Genomic DNA, 16984 nt, shown 5'->3' with positions numbered 1-16984 from the left:
GTCATGTCCCACCCATCGGATAATCGTTCGGTCGACGATATCGTCGAGCCGCCGCTGCCCGAACCGGGCGTGCGCTGGGGGCGGCGGGCCGTCGTGCTGGGCGCGCTGGCCGCCATGGCGGGCGGCACGGTGCTGGCGGCCCGGCATTCCGGCGCGCGACCGCTGCCGCGCACGGCGGACGGGCTGCGCATCGTGCGGCTGTCGCTGCCGGTGAATGCGCCCTGCGTCGCGCCGCTGATCCTGGCCGAACAGATCGGGCTGTATCGCGACCGTGGGCTGAAGGTCGAATTCACGAACTGGACCGATACGCCGACCCTGCTGGAGGCGGTGGCGACCGGAAAGGTCGATCTGGGAGCCGGCATGATCATGCAGTTCATCAAGCCGCTGGAGCAGGGGTTCGACCTGAAGCTGGTGGCGGGAACGCATGGCGGCTGCATGCGCATGGTCGGCTCGCGCCGCGCCGGGGTGACGGACGATATCGCCAGCGTGCGCGGCAAGACCATCGGTATCGCGGACGCGACCGGGTTTGCGTACAATACGTTCGCCCTGCTGCTGAAGAGCAACGGCGTGGACCCCCTGCGGGATGTGGCGTGGCGTGTCTATCCGGCGCCGCTTCTGGAAGCCGCGTTGCTGAAAGGCGATATCCAGGCCTACGCCGATTCCGATCCGCTGATGTATCTCGCGCAGCGCCGGTCGGGCGGGGATCTGGTGGAGATCCTGTCCAACCTGTCCGCGCCCTGGCAGGGGCGGGTGTGCTGCGTGGTGGCGGCGAGCAATACGCTGTTGCAGCGCGACCGGTCGGCCGTGCTGGCGCTGGTCGATGCCATGGTGCAGGCGTCGGAAATCTGCGCCGCCGACCCGATGCAGGTGGCGCGCGCCTTTGCGCAATATGGTGCGGTCAAGGCGCCGGTCGAGGATATTGCCGCCGTCCTGCGGATGCAGACGCATCATATGCATCCGCTGGGCCACGATCTTGCGGCGGAGGTGGCGTTCTACGCGGCGCAGCTCAAGACCATCGGTGTGATGAGCCCCGATCTCGACCCGCAGGGCTTCGCGCGCGGCATTGTCGATGACGTGACAAAGGGGGAGGCGGCGCATGTCTGACCTGACCGGACAGGCGGCCGACAGTGCTGCCCTGCCGATTGCCGTACGGCCTGCCTTCCGCCTGTGGTGGCCGGGCCTTGTCAGCGGGCTGGCGTGGGCCGTCGCCGCCGCCGTTACGGGCCTGTTGCCCGACCACGTGCGTGCGCCCGTGGCGCGGCCGCTGGTCGAGCTGGAGGGGGCGGTCGCGATCCTGTCCGGCCTGTTCGCGCTGATCGGGCCGTCCGGCTGGTATGCGCCGCTGGCCCGGCACGGGCGGCGTGTTGCCGCGCTGGGCGTGGTGGTGGCGGTGTGGGAGGTCGTGACCGCCAAGACCGGGTGGCTGCCGCTGCCGTTCTTTCCGTCGCCGCAAGCGGTGCTGGATGTCTATCGCGTTGATTCCGCGCGTCTTGGGCACAGCGTTATCAGTTCGCTGTTGCTGCTGTTTCCTGGTTTCGGGCTGGGGGCGTTGTCGGGATTCCTGGCCGGGCTGGCGATGGGGTGGTCGCCGGAGGCGCGTTATTGGGGGCATCCGGTCATTCGGCTGCTGGGACCGTTGCCGCCGATTGCCTGGCTGCCGGTCGCGCTGTTCGTGTTCCCGACGATTTCTGCCGCCAGCATCTTCCTGATCGCGCTGGCTACGGCATTTCCTGTCGCGGTGCTGACGGCCTCCGGGGTGATGCTGGTGGATTCCCGCCTGTACGATGTCGGGCGCACGCTGGGTGCGTCGGACGGGTTCCTGATCCGCACCATCGTGATTCCCGCGAGCCTGCCGCATGTGTTTGTCGGCCTGTTCATGGGGCTGGGGGCGTCGTTCATCGTCCTGATCGTGGCCGAGATGCTGGGGGCGAAGGCGGGGCTGGGCTGGTATCTGCAATGGGCGCAGGGATGGGCGGCCTATGCCAATCTCTATGCCGCGCTGGCGGTGATGTCGGTGCTGTTCTCGGGCCTGACGATGGCGCTGTTTGCCGCGCGCCGCCAGGCGCTGCGCTGGAACCGGGAGACGGTTCAGTGGTGACGGCTGCCGCGGAAAAAATCGTTGCTGGGGTGTCGGTGGGCGCGTCGGTGCAGGTGCGGGCGGTCTCGCACGCTTTTGGCGACGCGGCGCGGCCGCTGCCGGTTCTCGACGATGTCAGCTTCGATGTTCCGGCCGGCGAGACCGTGGCCCTGCTGGGGCCGAGCGGGTGCGGGAAGTCGACCCTGCTGCGTCTGATCGCCGGGCTGGATGCGCCCCGTGCCGGGCGGATCGGGGTCGATCATGTGCGTGTCGCCGGGCCGGACCCCAGCCGGCTGCTGGTGTTCCAGGACCCGCTGCTGCTGCCGTGGCGAACGGTGGAGGCCAATGTCGCCTACGGGTTGCAGGCGCGGGGTATCGGGGGTGGGGAGGATCGTGTGGCACAGGCCCTGCGGCTGGTCGGGCTGGCCGATTTTGCCGGGGCATATCCGCATGAACTGTCCGGCGGCATGGCGCAGCGCGCGGCGTTTGCGCGGGCGCTGGTGAACCACCCGCGTGTGCTGCTGCTCGACGAGCCCTTCGGCAAGCTGGATTCGCTCACGCGGATGACGATGCAGGAGGAGTTGCTGGCGCTGGCGCGGCGTCATGCCTTCACCACCATCCTGGTGACGCATGACGTGGAGGAAGCCTTGCTGCTGGCCACGAAGATTCTGGTGTTTTCGCCGCGTCCGGCCCGGATCATCCGGGAGGTCGACAATGGATTGCCGTTTCCGCGCTTTCGCGACGACCCGGCCTTCATTGCGCGTCGGCGGGACATCCTGATTGCCCTTGGGCATGGCGAGGAATTCGCGCGGTGAGCATTGCTTTGCGCCGTGCCCGACGGGCGGGCCGATGTCGGTTGTCCTTCAGGGCAGAAGAATAGAGACCAGGACAAAGATGTTACAAACAGGACAGATCATGCCTTATCAGGACAGGACCCGTTACGGTACCATGAGACATGCGGTGACGACATCGCTGGCGACGCTGCTGCTGGGCTCGGTGTCGTTTGAAAGCGTTGATATTGCCCGCGCCCAGTCGGCGGATGCGACCCGGACGAATGTTCAGACGAACGGCCATCATCATGGGATGAACGCGACACCGGCGAAGGCCGTGACACAGAAGCCTGTGGCCGGGGCTTCCTCGGGAAAGGCCGCGACTGCCGCGAACACTGCGGATGACGATATGGGCGGCATGTATATGGGTGGCGCCAGCGCGTCGGACGCGGAGAAGGTGGATGTGACGGCTGCCCGTCTGGCCCCGATCCGCCGGGCAGGCGCTCAGCTTCTCTCGATCCCCGGTGGGACCAACATCATCGATTCCGCGATGGTGCTGAAACAGCGCAACGCGACTTCCGCCGATCTGCTGAGCTACCAGCCAGGTGTGTACGCGCAGGCTCCGGCCGGCTCGGACGATCTTCGCCTGTCCATCCGCGGGTCTGGCCTCCAGGTTGGAGCGAATGCGACGCGTGCCGGCGTCATCGTTCTGTTCGACGACTTGCCGGCGACCACGCCCATCGGCTCGTTCAACGAACTCATGGAGCCGCTGGGTATCCAGTATACGGAGGTCCTGCGTGGTGGTAACGGGCTCGACAGCGGCTCGCTGCAACTCGGCGGCCTGATCAACTTCCATAGTTTCACTGGCTACGACGCGAAGACCTATCAGGCGCGCGTCGAAGCGGGCAGCTTCGGCTATGTGAAGGAGCAGCTTTCCTCCGGCAAGGTCATCGGCAAATCGGATTACTATATCAGTGTCACGAACTCATATCGTGCCGGCTACCAGGACCAGACGAAGGCGACTTCGTTCGGCATCAATTTCAACTACGGCTACCGTTTCAGCGATTCGGTCGATACGCGCTTCTTCTTCCGCTACCGCCAGACCTACGAGGGCAATCCCTATTATCTGACGCGCGCGCAGGTCAGGGAGAATCCGAAACAGGCCCAATATCCCTATAGCACCTGGGGAACCTACACGATCGAGCCTGGAACGAAGTATTTCGGCAACCGGACGACCGTCCGCATCGACGATGCCTCCCGCGTCGTCATCGGGGCGACCTATATCGACGCGCCAATGGATCACCAGCTTGGCAATACCGCATCAATCTACAACATTTTTTATCTGAGCGGCGTCATAAACTATAATCGAAACGACACGATACTTGGCCATAAGTCCGAGACGACCGCCGGTGTTTACGCGACAGGTGACCTGCCGGGAAGCAACTTCATGAACCTGGTTCGCCGGCAGGCCGCCTATCCCACCGTGCCTGTGGGCACGCTCCTTACCAAGCAGAAGCTGGGTGGCAGCAGCACGGTGGTCCACGTCAGCAATAATACCGAAATCTTCAGGAATTTCTGGCTGACGGCCGGTGGCGGGCTGAGCTACGACCCTCGTTCCGGGTCGGTGGTCTATCCGGTTCAGAATCATTTCAGCACGGCGCCGCTGAATTTTGCACCGCGTGGCGGATTCCGTTACCAGCTTACGCCGGTCATCCGTATCTACGGCAATGTGAGCCGCAGCGTCCAGTCCGCGCAGGACTGGCAGTTCCTTTCGGGCACGCATTACACCTCCGGTCTCGCGCAGGGGCAGACCGAAGGCTGGCAGAAGCTGGAGCCGCAGACCGCGACGACCTTCGAGGTCGGCTCGGACGGGACATACAAGGGCCAGCACTGGAGTGTCTCCTACTACCACTCGGCCGTGCATAACGAGCTTCTCTCGGCGGTCACGGCGGTCTCGCAGCTCTATAACAGCGCTGTCTTCACCAATGCCTCGCGCACGACCCATCAGGGTGTCGAAGCCGGAATAGATGGCACGTTGTTCAAATGGAACGGGAACGCCTTTACCTACATGCAATCCTATACGTGGTCGGATTTCCATTACAATCATGACCCGGTCTTCGGGCATAATCGGCTGCCCGGTGTGCCGGAACATTATTATCAGGGTGAACTGCACGCGGACTTCAAGAACGGCTTCTATACCACCTTCGATGTCGAGGCGGCGTCTTCAACCGTCGCATCCTACGATAATGGAGCGAGAACGGCGCCGTATCATATCTATAGCTATACACTCGGCTATCTCTGGCCGCAGAAGAGCCGCCGCGTTTATCTTCAGTTCCATAACCTTGCCAACAAGCATTACGCGATGGGTGTGGTTCCCGTTTACACGTCGACGAAGGGAGATGCCGCTGCCGAGTTGGTCGGAGATGGTTTCGGCATCTTTGCCGGTGTTGATGTCAGTTTCAATTGAACCCGGTTCGAGAGTCGGCCCCGGAGAATGGTACGGGCTGACAAGCTGTCCCCGACCGGAATAAGGACAGAAATTCGCCGAACCGCGTGGAATCCATATCACTCTGCATCACTCGGCGGCGGTGCGCACCGACGTGGCCGCCCCCTGGGCGGCGACGTTGGCGAGGATCAGCGCCGAGGCGGGGTTCATGCTGTCGATCATGGTCGTGGGGATCAGGATCGTGGCCCCGCGCTCCTTGGTCGTTTCGTAAATGATGTTCATGGCCCGCAATTGAAGGGCAGCCGGGTGGCCGGCATAGGCTTCGGCGGCATCCACGAAGCGGCTTGCCACTTCGGCCTCCGCCGAGCCCAGGATGATCCGTGCCTGTTTTTCGCGCTCGGCCTGGGCCTGGCGCGACATCGCGTCCTGCAATGCCACGGGAATGGCGACGTCGCGGATTTCGACCGACATCACGTCGATGCCCCAGGCTGCGGTCTTGGCGCCGATTTCCGCGCGTAGCTGCTCGTTGGAGGAGCGGCGGTCGGAGAGCAGTGCGGCCAGCATGGATGCGCCGATCATTTCGCGCAGCGAGGTCTGGGCGACCCGGTCGATGGCCTCGCGGTAGTTCGTGATCCGCAGGGCGGCGGCCTCGGCGTCTCGGACGTGCCAGAAGATCACGGCATCGACATTCACCGGCACCGTGTCGCGGGTCAGCGCCTGTTCGGCATTGAACGCGGTGGTCTGAATCCGCTCGTCGATCACCGCCACGATCCGGTCGATGACGGGGATGATCATGAACAGGCCCGGTCCGCGCACGGCCTGCAGGCGGCCCATCCGCAGCACCACGAATTTCTGCCAGACATTGGCCATTCGCAGCGACAGGAACGTCAATGCCGACAGGATGACGAATGGAAGGGCGATGATCGGGTGATAGAGACCCTCCTCACGCGCGAGGAGGACGCCGGCCAGCAGCAGCGCCGCCGACAGGACAAGCGTGATGGCATTCATGATCCATCTCCCCGGGACGTACGTCCTCGGCCAGGCCGCCAGACGGCCGGCACGTGACGTTGGCATGTGCCCCCGCAGGTTCAAGGGGCTCCGGTTGAGGAGATTCCGGCCGGCCCGGCCTTCTCAGTGGCAGCCGCCGCCGTCGCCGCATTTGGTGCAGGCGCCGCAGCCGGAAGGGGGCTTGCTGCCCTGCCGGGCCCGTTGCGCGGCCCGGTCGCGCAGCGCGCGCGGGGCGTGGACCGCGCGCAGCATGTCCGCGCTGCCGCGCCAGAACATGCCCTGGCTGGCGGGCACCAGGCGGCGCACCCAGTAGAGTGCGCAGGCCGTGACGATGGCGACGATGACGATGGTTTCGATCATGGACTGCCCCCCCAACCCAGAAGAAGCGATATGTGCCAGACGATGAAGGCGGCGCCGTAGGCCATGGCGAACAGGTAGCCCGCCGTTATGCCGACCATGCGCCAGGACCCGGTTTCACGCCGGATTACGGCGAGGGTCGAGAAACATTGTGGCGCGAAGATATACCATGTCAGCAGCGACAGTGCCGTGCCAAGGCTCCAATGCGCCGACAGCAGCGGCTGGAGCTGGCGGGCGGCGTCGCTGTCCGTGGCGCCCAGGGAATAGACCGTGGCCAGGGCGCTGACCGCGACCTCGCGCGCCGCCAGGCCCGGGATCAGGCTGACGCAGATCTGCCAGTTGAAGCCGATCGGGGCCATGACATGGAGCATCCAGTGGCCGATCCGGCCGGCCAGGCTCCATTCGATCGCGGGGCCGGCGGCGCCGGCCGGCGGGGCGGGAAAGCTGGCGAGCGCCCACAGCAGCACGCTGACCGTGACGATGATCGTGCCGACCCGCGACAGGAAGATCACCGCGCGCTGTTTCAGCCCGAGGGCGAGGTCGCGCAGGTTGGGCAGCCGGTAGGCCGGCAGTTCGAGCAGCAGGGGATGTTCCTCCTGCCGGTCCCGGTTCTTCAGCACCCGGGCCACGAGCAGCGCGCTGAGGATGCCCGCCAGGTAGAGCGCGAACAGCACCAGACCGTGCAGGTTGAACAGGCCGCCGATCCGCCGTTCGGGCACGAAGGCCGCGATCAGCAGCGTATAGACCGGCAGCCGGGCGGAGCAGGTCATCAGCGGGGCGATCAGGATCGTGATCATCCGGTCGCGGGGGTTCTGGATCGTGCGCGTGGCCATGATGCCGGGTACCGCGCAGGCGAAGCTGGAGAGCAGGGGGATGAACGACCGCCCGCTCAGCCCCGCCGTGGCCATGATGCGGTCCAGCAGGAAGGCCGCGCGGGGCAGGTAGCCGGATTCCTCGAGTGCCAGAATCCACAGGAAGAGGATGAGGATCTGCGGCAGGAACACCACCACGCTGCCCGCGCCGGCGATGACGCCGTCGACGATCAGGCTGCGCAGCGGACCGTCGGGCAGCACGGTGCCGACGGCCTGGCCGAGGGCTGCGGTGCCGGCATCCAGCAGGTCCATCACCGGCTGGGCCCAGGAGAAGACGGCCTGGAACATGACGAACATCAGGGCGAACAGGATTGCCATGCCCCAGACGGGGTGCAGGAACCAGCGGTCCAGCCGCTCTTCCAGCGCCACGCCCAGCCGCGACGGGCGGGCGACGCAGTCGGCCAGAATGCGGCGCGCCTCGGCATGGAAATCGCTGCCCGCAGGCATGGCGGGCGGCGGGGGCGGGGGCGGCAGGTCGAGCGCGCGCAGGAGGTCCTGCCCGCCATTGCGGCGGATGCCGACGGCCGTGACCACGGGGGCGCCGAATTCGGCCGCCAGGCGCGGCACGTCGATGGCGATGCCCTGCCGCTTTGCCGCGTCGATCATGTTCAGCACGAGGATCATCGGCCGGCCCATCTGCCGGACCTCAAGCGCGAAGCGCAGGTGCAGGCGCAGGTTGGTGGCGTCCAGCACGCAGACCAGCAGTTCCGGCGCGGGTTCGCCGCGATAGGTGCCGGCGCAGACGTCGCGGGTCACGGCCTCGTCGGGGCTGGTGGCGACCAGGCTGTAGGCGCCGGGCAGGTCGAGCAGGCGCACCGCCAGCCCGCCCGGGGTGGTCAGCCGCCCGACCTTGCGTTCGACCGTGACGCCGGCATAGTTCGCCACCTTCTGCCGGCTGCCGGTCAGGAGGTTGAACAGGGCCGTCTTGCCGCAGTTCGGATTGCCGACCAGGGCGGCGTTGAGGACGCTCATGTCAGAGGAGGCTCATGCGCGGGCCCGGGATCAGGCCGCGTCGCGCAGCAGCACGCGCGACGCTTCCGCGCGGCGGAGGGCGAAGCGGGTAAAGCCGATGCCGACCGCGATCGGGTCCGCGCCGATCGGCCCCACGGCCACGATCCGGATCGGCTCGCCCGGTACGAAACCCAGGGCGCGCAGCCGTTCGGCGACCGGGTCGCCGGCCGTGTGGTCTTCCACATGGTCGATGATGGCGCTGCCCCCCAGTTTCAGTTCGTTCAGTCGCATCCCGGGTCCGTTTCGGCACGTGAGGTTCAGTTGAGAATAATACTTAATATTTAAACGTGCCGATGTCCATTGTGCCGGGCGCATTCCACCCCGCTCGGGGCCGGATGGGGGATCGTGCGGTGACCGTGAGATCCGAAAAGCAGCAGGGCGTCCGAAACAGCCTGTCGCCTCGTAGAGGCTGGTCGGAAATGGGGGCTGGTGAGCGAGAGTGCCGCGAAGCGCAGGAAACGCGCGCCGGATCGCCACCAGCGCGCATTTACGGCCAGCCTCTCAGCCGGGGGGACGCAGGTGGAGCGTGATCCGCATGGCTTCCGCCGACAGGCGGGCGCCGCTGGCGGTGGCGGCCGTCAGGTCGATATCCACCTGGTGGTTGTTTTCCATCAGTTTGCTGCCCAGGCCGCGCCCCAACGTCGCTTCCGCCTGCACGGCCCAGTAGGTACCGTCGAAATCCTGCAGGCGGGCGAGGTTGCGCACGGTGCCGTGGCCCTTGATGTAGGAATAGCCAAGGCTGCCCAGCCCACCGCCGGAAATTGTGAAGTCGTAGGACCGGCCGCCATAGACCAGTTGGCCGGTGCCCCAGGTGTATCCGGCGCCGACTCCGATCTCCTTCATCATGAAGGTGATCTGCCCGGTCGTCATGGCGGCCGGGTCGGGTGTCGCGCAGACCGCCGTGCTCAGGCCGAGGGCGTAGAGCGTCAGTCCGGCGGACAGGAATTTCTTCATGCTGCATCCTCCTCGACAGGGTGCGTGCCGGTCGGCGGCTCCTCACTCAAGACCGATCTCACGGATTTTACAATGTGCCTGATGCCCGATCGGATTCGCGCGATGCTGCGGGGAGGAAAAATCCGGCGGAGACAGCGGGTGTGCGCCTGGTCACATTGCCTCGGCCACATCATATAGCATGTTGCATATTTCTCTCTTCCGGTCCTAGGCTGGGCCATAGGCGGTCCGTAGTCCCGTTTTCGGCGGAGGGCGTTCCAATCGATGTCTGATCGTTTCCAGGGTGTGGATGCATCCATCGGCGTAGAGGGTGGGGGCGGCAGGATGCGCGTGGCATCGTCCTCGCGCCCGGGCGATATCAGCGGTTCGATACGTGTTCCGGCGGGGGCGGGCGGCTGGCGGCGGCTGCTGGCGTTCCTGGGGCCGGGCTACATGGTGTCGGTCGGGTATATGGACCCGGGCAACTGGGCGACCGACCTGGCCGGTGGTTCGGCGTTCGGCTACACGCTGCTCTCGGTCATCATGCTGTCCAACCTGATGGCGATCCTGCTGCAGGCCTTGTCGGCGCGGCTGGGCATTGCCACCGGGCGCGACCTGGCACAGGCCTGCCGCGACCGCTTCGCGCCATCGGTGGCCGTCATGCTGTGGGTGGCGTGCGAGGCGGCGATCATCGCCTGCGACCTGGCCGAGGTCATCGGCACCGCGATCGCGCTGCAATTGCTGTTCGGCATTCCGCTTCTGCTGGGCGCGGTGATGACCGCGCTGGATGCCACCGTGGTGCTGATGCTGATGAACCGGGGGTTTCGTGCACTGGAAGCCTTCGTGATCGGGCTGCTGAGCGTGATTGCGGTCTGCTTCGCGATCCAGATCGCGGCCGCGGCCCCGCCCGTGGCGGCGGTGCTGCGGGGGCTGGTGCCCCGGCCCGAGATCCTGACCGACCCGGGGATGCTGTATGTTGCCATCGGCATCATCGGGGCGACGGTGATGCCGCATAATCTGTACCTGCATTCCTCGATCGTGCAGAGCCGGGCCTATGAGCGGTCGGAGGCCGGGCGGCGCGATGCGATCCGCTGGGCGACCTGGGACAGTACGCTGGCGCTGATGATGGCGTTCTTCGTCAATGCCGCGATCCTGATCGTTGCCGCCGTCGCCTTCCATGAGAGCGGGCATCGCGACGTGGCCGATATCGGGCAGGCCTGGCGCCTGATCTCGCCCCTGCTGGGGCTGGGGGCGGCCGCCACGCTGTTTGCCGTGGCGTTGCTGGCGGCGGGGATGAATTCGACCGTGACCGGCACCCTGGCGGGGCAGATCGTGATGGAAGGGTTCCTGGACCTGCGCCTGCCGCCCTGGGCGCGGCGGCTGGTCACGCGGGGAATCGCCATCGTTCCGGTGGTGGTGGTGACGGCCCTGTATGGCAATGCGGGCGTCGACCGGCTGCTGGTGTTCAGCCAGGTGGTGCTGTCGCTGCAATTGCCGTTTGCCGTCGTTCCGCTGGTCTGGTTCGTGTCCGACCGGCGGATGATGGGGCCCTTTGCCATCTCGCGCCCGGTTGCCGTCCTGTCCTGGGGGGTGGCGCTGATCATTCTGGGGCTGAACGGCAAGCTGCTGTGGGATGTGCTGGCCGGCTGACGGCCGGCAGGGGGAACAGGGCGGCGCCCCCCTGCGGCGGCGGAGACGCGAGCAGGTCCGGCGCCCTGCCGCGCGCGAGCGCCCATAGCAGCCGCAGCGGGCCGCCATGGGCGATCACGCCGGCCGGCCGGGCCGCGTGCAGAAGATCGGCCCAGAAGGACAGGGCGCGCCGGCGCAGGGCCGCGCCGCTCTCGCCGCCGGGGGGCGCGAACCCTTCCGGGTCCGCTGCCCAGCGATCCAGCGCCACGCGGTCGATATCCGCCCATGGCTGGCCCTCCCATGCGCCGAAATCCAGTTCTGCCAGGCGTGGATCGATCCGCAACGGCAGGCCGGTCGCGGTAGCCAGCCGCCAGGCCACCATCTGGCAGCGGGCGGCCGGGGCGCTGTGGATCACGCGGAGTGCCGCACCGCGTGCCAGCACCGCCAGCCCGTCGGCATGGCGTTCCCAGCCGGGGCGCAAGGCGACGTCCAGCCGGCCGTAGCAGGTGCCCGGAGCGGTCGCCACGGGTGGATGACGGGCCAGGAGCAACCAGGGGGCATCGGCCGGAGGGGCGGGGGGAATGGTCATGATCGTGATCAATCGGGATGGGGCGCGTGCGATCAAGGGAAAAGAAACAATTGCGCGGGACAAGGGGCTTTTGCCGCCATTCCATGTCGGGGTACGTGGGATGAAGCGCGGAGGTTGTATTGAATCTGCCCATGCGTTTTTCTTGACAGGTAGGGCATAGATTCTATGAAGGGCGCGATGGTTCCTCTCAACGAGGATTAAAAGGGAACACAGTGCGGGCCGGAAGGTCCAAGCCTGTGGCTGTCCCCGCAACTGTAGGCGGCATGTTCACGCATCGCCGGGCATCATGGCCCGGGGCCACTGGGGTTTCGTTCAACCCGGGAAGGCCATGCGGAACGACAACCGCGAGCCAGGAGACCTGCCGTCAGCACTGGTTGCGACCGGGAACCGTCAGGCGGGGTGATCTGGCGGACGGGACAGGGACGTCATCACGGCATCGGATGGCGGATCGTGGCCCGTGGTCTCGTGGCAGCCGCGCATGGTCACGAGAACGGTCCTGATGCACGATTTTCGCTCGCTTCTTTTTATCTCCACGCTGTTTACCGCCGTCGGCCTGTCCGGCGCGCTGGCGCAGGAGGCGCCGTCCGCGCCCGCGCCGGCGAAGGCGCCTCCCGTCCGTCCGGCTACCGCGACGACGCGCCCGGTCGCGGCTGCCGGCAACCATGTCGCGCTGAAGCAGCGGGATGGGGGGGAGGCCATTACGGTCAGCGCCGCCCGCCGCCCGGTCAGCGTGGATGACATCGGCTCCAGCGTGACGATCGTGACCGAACGGCAGATCCAGACCCAGCAGCGCCGTGGCCTGGCGGATATCCTGGAGCGGCAGCCGGGGCTGAATGTCGTGCAGACGGGCGGGTTCGGCGGCACGACCTCGATTTTCATGCGCGGGAATAATTCGAACGAGGTCAAGGTCCGGCTGGATGGCATGGACGTCAATGATGGCAGTTCGACCAGCGGGGCGTTCGATGCCGGGCAGTTCGTGACCGATGGCATGGGGCGGATCGAGATCCTGCGCGGGCCGCAAAGCGGCCTGTATGGCGCCGATGCCATGGCGGGCGTCATCGACATCACCACCGCGCAGGGGCAGGGGCGCTTGACGCCGTTTGTCCGGCTTGAGGGCGGGGAGTATGGCACGTTCAACCAGGTGCTGGGTGCGCGTGGCAGCAAGGGGCGGTTTCATTATAATATCGAACTGTCCCATTACCGCATGGATGGGTTCAACAATATCCCGTCCTATATCGAGCGCTATTACGGTGCCGACCGCCAGCAGCGGAATGAAGGGAACCGCAACGACAATCGGAGCGCGAATATCCGGTTGGGATATGACGTGACCCGGACGTTCGACCTGGGCCTGACGGCGCGCCTGATCCAGTCGAATTATCATTCCTATTCGGTGTACGACCTGCAGAGCGAGAACCTGTATGGGGCGTCCGGGGTGCGTGAGCAGAACAACAAGAACGAGGCCATCGTGCGTGGCACGGCGCATCTCGTATCGTTCAACGGGCTGTTCGACCAGGTGATCGGGCTGGGATACATGACCAACCGCAATCGCTGGACGGAGACCGGCACCAGCTATGGCAGCCCGCTCAATCCCGACCCCAGCTATTACCGGTCCGACCGGCTGAAGATCGACTGGCATGGCACCTTCGACCTGAAGCGGTATGGGCAGTTCCTGATCGGTGCCGAACATTTCCACGATCATTTCAACACCAGCCATACCGCGTCCAGCATGTGGGACAGCGGGTATGACAATTCGGCCGGCATGGATACGACGGCGGGATATGGGCAGTATCAGGGGAACTGGAACCGCATCCTGTATGGTGCGGCCAATATCCGCTATGACGCCAACTCGCGCTACGGCAACCACGTGACCTGGCGGGTGGCGCCTGCCATCCATGTGCCGGGGACCGGGACCATCATCAAGGCGAGCGCCGGCTCCGGTTTCCATGGGCCTTCGCTGTATCAGCTCTTCGCCAATCAGGTCGGCGTGGGGTATTCGGAAAAAGGCAATCCGAACCTGAAGGCGGAGAAGCTGATCGGCTATGATGCCGGCGTCGAACAGAAGCTGCTGCATGAGCGCCTGAAATTCGGTGCCACCTGGTATGACAACCGGGTGAGGAACCTGATCCAGTCGTCCCTGTCGATCGATTCTTCGTATAACTACAATTATTCCTACGAGAATGTGGCGAAGGCGCGCATGTATGGTGTGGAGGCTTTTCTGAACTGGAAAGCCCGCAGCGATCTGGAATTCAACCTGAGCTACACCTGGACCCATGCGCGGAACGAGACGGTGCATACGGAATTGCAGCAGCGCCCGCAGCATAAATTCAATTTCAATACGACATGGACGCCAATCCGGGATCTGACCTTCTCGGGCAACATTCTCTATACCAGCGGCTGGCGCGACCTGCCGGTGATCGGCAGTGAAGTGTGCAGCGTCTGCGCCAAGGGGCATGGGTATGTCACGATCGACGTGGCGGCCAATTACAAGATCAACCGGTTTGTTTCGGTGTATGCCCGTGCGGATAATCTGCTGAACAGGCAATATGAGGAGCCGATTGGCTATCTGCAGCCCGGGCGTGGCGGGTATGGCGGCTTTACGCTGTCCTACTGACGGGATGTGGACCTGGGCTCGATGCTCCGCGATCATGCTGCTGGCGGTGGTGCTGGCGGGGGGCGCGCGGGCCGAGCCCCGGCATCGGATCGTTTCGCTGAATCTCTGTACCGACCAGTTGCTGCTGCAACTGGTGCCGGCCCGCGATATTGCGGGCCTGTCGCCGCTGGCGCGGGACTGCGCCTATTCCGTGATGTGCGGCGAGGCGCGGTCGGTCCCTGTCGTGCGCCCCACGGCCGAGGCCGTGGTGGCGGCGCGTCCCGACCTGGTGCTGGGCGGACGCTATGCGAGCGTCACCGCCCTGCTGGCGGCGCGGCAGGCGGGAATGCCGGTCGAACTGTTCGACCCTGTCGAGCGGCTGGCTGATATTCCGGGCCAGATCGTGGCCGTGGCAAATGCGGCGGGCGTGCCCGCGCGGGGGCGGGAACTGGCCGAGACGTTCAGGGCTCGTCTGGCGGCTTATCCTGTTTCGGCCGGTGGCGGGGCTGTTCCCTCGGCGGTGATCTATGCCGCCAATGGCTTCGTGACCCGTGCGGGGTCGCTGGCGGACGATATGCTGGTGCGTGCCGGTTTTCGCAATGCGGCGAACGGGCTGGATGGGCGACATGCGCTGGCTGTGTCGTTGGAGAGCCTGCTGACCCGGCCGCCCGACCTGCTGATTGTCACGCGTTCCGATGTCGGCACGTCGATGGCGCAGGCGATGCTGGACCATCCGGCCTTGCGCGATGCCTTTCCCGCCCCGCATCGTCTGTCCTTGCCCGACCGGATGTGGCTGTGCGGCCTGCCGCAGACGCTCGATACCCTGGACAGGCTGATTGCGGTCCGCAAGGCGCTGGAGATATCCCGATGATCGACCGCCGCGACTATCCGCTGATCGCTGCCCTGGCGGGAGGCGTGCTGGTGATGCTGGTGCTGTCGCTGGCGTGGGGGGATAGCGCCGTTTCGTTGCCGTCGGCCCTGCGCGACCTGATGGCTGGCCGGCATAGTGTGGGGGCGATCATCGTTGGCCAGTTGCGCCTGCCTCGGGCGATTCTCGGGGTTTCGATCGGGGCGGCGTTGGGGCTGTGTGGGGCGGTGATGCAGGGTTATCTGCGCAATCCGCTGGCCGATCCGGGTTTGCTCGGCGTGTCGGGCGGCGCGGCGCTGGGGGCGGTGCTGGTCTTCTATACCGGGTTGGCCGGTGTGTCCGCGCTGTTGCTGCCGGCGGGCGGGCTGATGGGGGCGCTGCTGGCGGTGCTGCTGCTGCTGGGGCTGGTGGGGCAGGGCGGGACGCTGGTACTGTTGCTGGCGGGGGCGGCGCTGAGCAGTTTTGCCGCCGCGCTGACGGCCATGGCGATGAATCTGATGCCCAGTCCCTATGCGGCCTATGAGGTCATGCGCTGGGTGATGGGGTCGCTGACCGACCGGACCCTGACGGATGTGTCGATCAGCCTGCCCGGTACCGTGGCGGGCTGCCTGCTGATGCTGACGACGGCGCGGGCGCTGGATGCGCTGGCGCTGGGGGACGAAGTGGCCGAGAGCATGGGCTTTCGCCTGCGCGGCCTGTCCGGAGTTCAGACGCGGGTGGTGGTGGGGGCGGCTGTCGCGATCGGGTCCTGCGTCGCGGTCAGCGGGGCGATTGGGTTTGTGGGGCTGGTGGTGCCGCATCTGCTGCGTCCGCTGACGGGGCACCAGCCGTCGCGCCTGTTGCTGCCCTCGGCGCTGGGGGGCGCGCTGCTCTTGTTGGTGGCCGATGCGGCGGTGCGGCTGCTGTCCGGTGCCACCGAGATCCAGATCGGCGTGCTGACGGCGCTGATCGGGGCGCCTGTCTTCTTTCGTCGGGTGATCGCCATGCGGCGGAGCCAGGCATGACCGGCCTGGTCGCGCGTGGGCTGACGCTGTCGCTGGACGGGCGGACAGTGCTGCATGAAGCGTGCGTTGCGGTGGCCCCTGGTGAGGTTGTGGGGGTGATCGGCCCCAATGGCGCGGGCAAGAGCACGCTGCTGCGGGTGCTGTCCGGCATCCAGCCTGCCGATGCGGGAGAGGTGATGCTGGAAGGCCGCGCGCTGGCCGGAATGACGCCGGGCGACCGGGCCCGGCGCCTGTCCTTTCTGCCGCAGGAGGGGGAGCCGCCGCCGCCGATGCGGATCGAGGATCTGGTGGCACTTGGGCGTCTGCCGCATCGTGCGGCGCGGGACGGGGCGCGCGATCGGGCGGCGGTGGAATGCGCGCTGGCGGAAACCGGGCTGCTGGATCTGCGCGACCGGCCGGCAAGCCAGTTGTCGGGTGGTGAGCGTGCCCGCCTGCGGCTGGCGCGGGCGCTGGCGGTCGAGGCGCCCTATCTGCTGGCGGATGAGCCGGTGGCGGCGCTGGACCCCGCGCATGCGCTGGCGGTGATGGCATCGTTCGCCCGGCTGGCGCGCGCGGGCATGGGGGTGGCGGTGGTGCTGCATGACCTGACGCTGGCCGGGCGGTTCTGCCATCGGCTGGTGCTGATGCGGGACGGGCGGGTCGTGGCGCAGGGGCGGCCGGCGGAGATCCTGACCGACGGGGCCATGCGCGCGGTCTATGGCGTGACTGTCCGCCGGGTGGGTGATGCGGTCGTGCCCTGGAGCCTGACCGATGGGCGGGCCGACGACGAACGAACGGGTTCGTGAAAAAGACGCGAAAAACACGGGGGATTTGACCGGCTGACGTCAGTCACC

At 66.3% G+C, this 16984-nt stretch carries 14 protein-coding genes, 1 pseudogene and 1 riboswitch; of the genes and pseudogenes, 9 read left to right on the top strand and 6 right to left on the bottom strand.

The window, feature by feature from the left end:
• The first annotated feature begins 3 nt into the window (after nt 1–3).
• From HLH36_RS11220 to HLH36_RS11210, 4 genes are all read left to right on the top strand, one after another.
• Nucleotides 4–1104 carry an ABC transporter substrate-binding protein gene (locus HLH36_RS11220; protein WP_182986465.1) on the top strand — a complete coding sequence of 367 codons (1101 nt, stop codon included), beginning with the start codon at nt 4–6 and terminating at the stop codon, nt 1102–1104.
• Complete coding sequence (locus HLH36_RS19800; RefSeq protein WP_246376743.1) at nt 1097–2098, top strand: ABC transporter permease; 1002 nt, start codon at nt 1097–1099, stop codon at nt 2096–2098. The genes HLH36_RS11220 and HLH36_RS19800 overlap by 8 nt, the downstream gene beginning before the upstream one ends.
• Nucleotides 2092–2892: an ABC transporter ATP-binding protein gene (locus HLH36_RS11215; protein ID WP_408871883.1), complete on the top strand. Its 801-nt coding sequence runs from the start codon at nt 2092–2094 to the stop codon at nt 2890–2892. The genes HLH36_RS19800 and HLH36_RS11215 overlap by 7 nt, the downstream gene beginning before the upstream one ends.
• Nucleotides 2893–2971: 79 nt before the next feature.
• Complete coding sequence (locus tag HLH36_RS11210) at nt 2972–5314, top strand: TonB-dependent receptor family protein (protein ID WP_246376742.1); 2343 nt, start codon at nt 2972–2974, stop codon at nt 5312–5314.
• A gap of 108 nt (nt 5315–5422) precedes the next feature.
• On the opposite strand, the gene HLH36_RS11205 is transcribed toward HLH36_RS11210, so the two are convergent.
• The 5 genes from HLH36_RS11205 to HLH36_RS11185 form a co-directional block, all read right to left on the bottom strand.
• Nucleotides 5423–6301, bottom strand: coding sequence for a slipin family protein (locus HLH36_RS11205; protein WP_182967931.1), 879 nt, complete (start codon nt 6299–6301; stop codon nt 5423–5425).
• A 123-nt stretch (nt 6302–6424) separates the two neighbouring features.
• Nucleotides 6425–6661 (bottom strand): DUF6587 family protein, encoded by a 237-nt coding sequence (locus tag HLH36_RS11200; RefSeq protein WP_182986463.1) that lies wholly within the window; start codon nt 6659–6661, stop codon nt 6425–6427.
• A complete protein-coding gene (gene feoB / locus HLH36_RS11195) occupies nt 6658–8502 on the bottom strand; it encodes a ferrous iron transport protein B (RefSeq protein ID WP_182986462.1) in 1845 nt (614 codons plus the stop codon). Before feoB ends, HLH36_RS11200 begins: the two co-directional genes overlap by 4 nt.
• A 30-nt stretch (nt 8503–8532) precedes the next feature.
• On the bottom strand, nt 8533–8772 hold the full coding sequence (locus HLH36_RS11190) for a FeoA family protein (protein WP_182967937.1): 240 nt from the start codon (nt 8770–8772) through the stop codon (nt 8533–8535).
• A 270-nt stretch (nt 8773–9042) separates the two neighbouring features.
• Nucleotides 9043–9495: a hypothetical protein gene (locus HLH36_RS11185; protein WP_182986461.1), complete on the bottom strand. Its 453-nt coding sequence runs from the start codon at nt 9493–9495 to the stop codon at nt 9043–9045.
• A gap of 321 nt (nt 9496–9816) precedes the next feature.
• On the opposite strand from HLH36_RS11185, the gene HLH36_RS11180 reads away from it, so the two are divergent.
• The gene (locus HLH36_RS11180; protein ID WP_182986585.1) at nt 9817–11121 is read left to right on the top strand and encodes an Nramp family divalent metal transporter; all 1305 of its coding nucleotides are present in this window, start codon (nt 9817–9819) and stop codon (nt 11119–11121) included.
• Here the strand turns inward: HLH36_RS11180 and HLH36_RS11175 are convergent.
• Complete coding sequence (locus HLH36_RS11175; protein WP_182986460.1) at nt 11072–11689, bottom strand: histidine phosphatase family protein; 618 nt, start codon at nt 11687–11689, stop codon at nt 11072–11074. The genes HLH36_RS11180 and HLH36_RS11175 overlap by 50 nt on opposite strands.
• A gap of 161 nt (nt 11690–11850) precedes the next feature.
• Nucleotides 11851–12069, top strand: a riboswitch (cobalamin riboswitch).
• 98 nt (nt 12070–12167) lie between these two features.
• On the opposite strand from HLH36_RS11175, the gene HLH36_RS11170 reads away from it, so the two are divergent.
• From HLH36_RS11170 to HLH36_RS11155, 4 genes and pseudogenes are all read left to right on the top strand, one after another.
• Complete coding sequence (locus tag HLH36_RS11170; RefSeq protein WP_408871882.1) at nt 12168–14300, top strand: TonB-dependent receptor plug domain-containing protein; 2133 nt, start codon at nt 12168–12170, stop codon at nt 14298–14300.
• Nucleotides 14301–14334: 34 nt separating this feature from the next.
• The gene (locus HLH36_RS11165) at nt 14335–15150 is read left to right on the top strand and encodes an ABC transporter substrate-binding protein (RefSeq protein WP_182986459.1); all 816 of its coding nucleotides are present in this window, start codon (nt 14335–14337) and stop codon (nt 15148–15150) included.
• On the top strand, nt 15147–16151 hold the full coding sequence (locus HLH36_RS11160) for a FecCD family ABC transporter permease (RefSeq protein ID WP_182986458.1): 1005 nt from the start codon (nt 15147–15149) through the stop codon (nt 16149–16151). The genes HLH36_RS11165 and HLH36_RS11160 overlap by 4 nt, the downstream gene beginning before the upstream one ends.
• 65 nt (nt 16152–16216) lie before the next feature.
• Nucleotides 16217–16936 (top strand): annotated as a pseudogene (locus HLH36_RS11155) (ABC transporter ATP-binding protein); the annotation flags it as partial.
• Nucleotides 16937–16984 lie beyond the last annotated feature (48 nt).

Source organism: Gluconacetobacter aggeris (genome assembly GCF_014174395.1).
In the GTDB taxonomy this organism is placed as follows: Bacteria; Pseudomonadota; Alphaproteobacteria; order Acetobacterales; family Acetobacteraceae; genus Gluconacetobacter; species Gluconacetobacter aggeris.
The sequence above is the reverse complement of the archived record's forward strand: the minus strand, read 5'-3'. Positions and strand labels throughout refer to the sequence as shown.

Coding starts and splice junctions, on each gene's coding strand:
- HLH36_RS11205 (WP_182967931.1), bottom strand. CDS start 6,301: ATGAATGCCATCACGCTTGTCCTGTCGGCGGCGCTGCTGCTGGCCGGC.
- HLH36_RS19800 (WP_246376743.1), top strand. CDS start 1,097: ATGTCTGACCTGACCGGACAGGCGGCCGACAGTGCTGCCCTGCCGATT.
- HLH36_RS11220 (WP_182986465.1), top strand. CDS start 4: ATGTCCCACCCATCGGATAATCGTTCGGTCGACGATATCGTCGAGCCG.
- HLH36_RS11165 (WP_182986459.1), top strand. CDS start 14,335: ATGCTGCTGGCGGTGGTGCTGGCGGGGGGCGCGCGGGCCGAGCCCCGG.
- HLH36_RS11210 (WP_246376742.1), top strand. CDS start 2,972: ATGTTACAAACAGGACAGATCATGCCTTATCAGGACAGGACCCGTTAC.
- feoB (WP_182986462.1), bottom strand. CDS start 8,502: ATGAGCGTCCTCAACGCCGCCCTGGTCGGCAATCCGAACTGCGGCAAG.
- HLH36_RS11160 (WP_182986458.1), top strand. CDS start 15,147: ATGATCGACCGCCGCGACTATCCGCTGATCGCTGCCCTGGCGGGAGGC.
- HLH36_RS11180 (WP_182986585.1), top strand. CDS start 9,817: ATGCGCGTGGCATCGTCCTCGCGCCCGGGCGATATCAGCGGTTCGATA.
- HLH36_RS11200 (WP_182986463.1), bottom strand. CDS start 6,661: ATGATCGAAACCATCGTCATCGTCGCCATCGTCACGGCCTGCGCACTC.
- HLH36_RS11190 (WP_182967937.1), bottom strand. CDS start 8,772: ATGCGACTGAACGAACTGAAACTGGGGGGCAGCGCCATCATCGACCAT.
- HLH36_RS11170 (WP_408871882.1), top strand. CDS start 12,168: ATGGTCACGAGAACGGTCCTGATGCACGATTTTCGCTCGCTTCTTTTT.
- HLH36_RS11185 (WP_182986461.1), bottom strand. CDS start 9,495: ATGAAGAAATTCCTGTCCGCCGGACTGACGCTCTACGCCCTCGGCCTG.
- HLH36_RS11175 (WP_182986460.1), bottom strand. CDS start 11,689: ATGACCATTCCCCCCGCCCCTCCGGCCGATGCCCCCTGGTTGCTCCTG.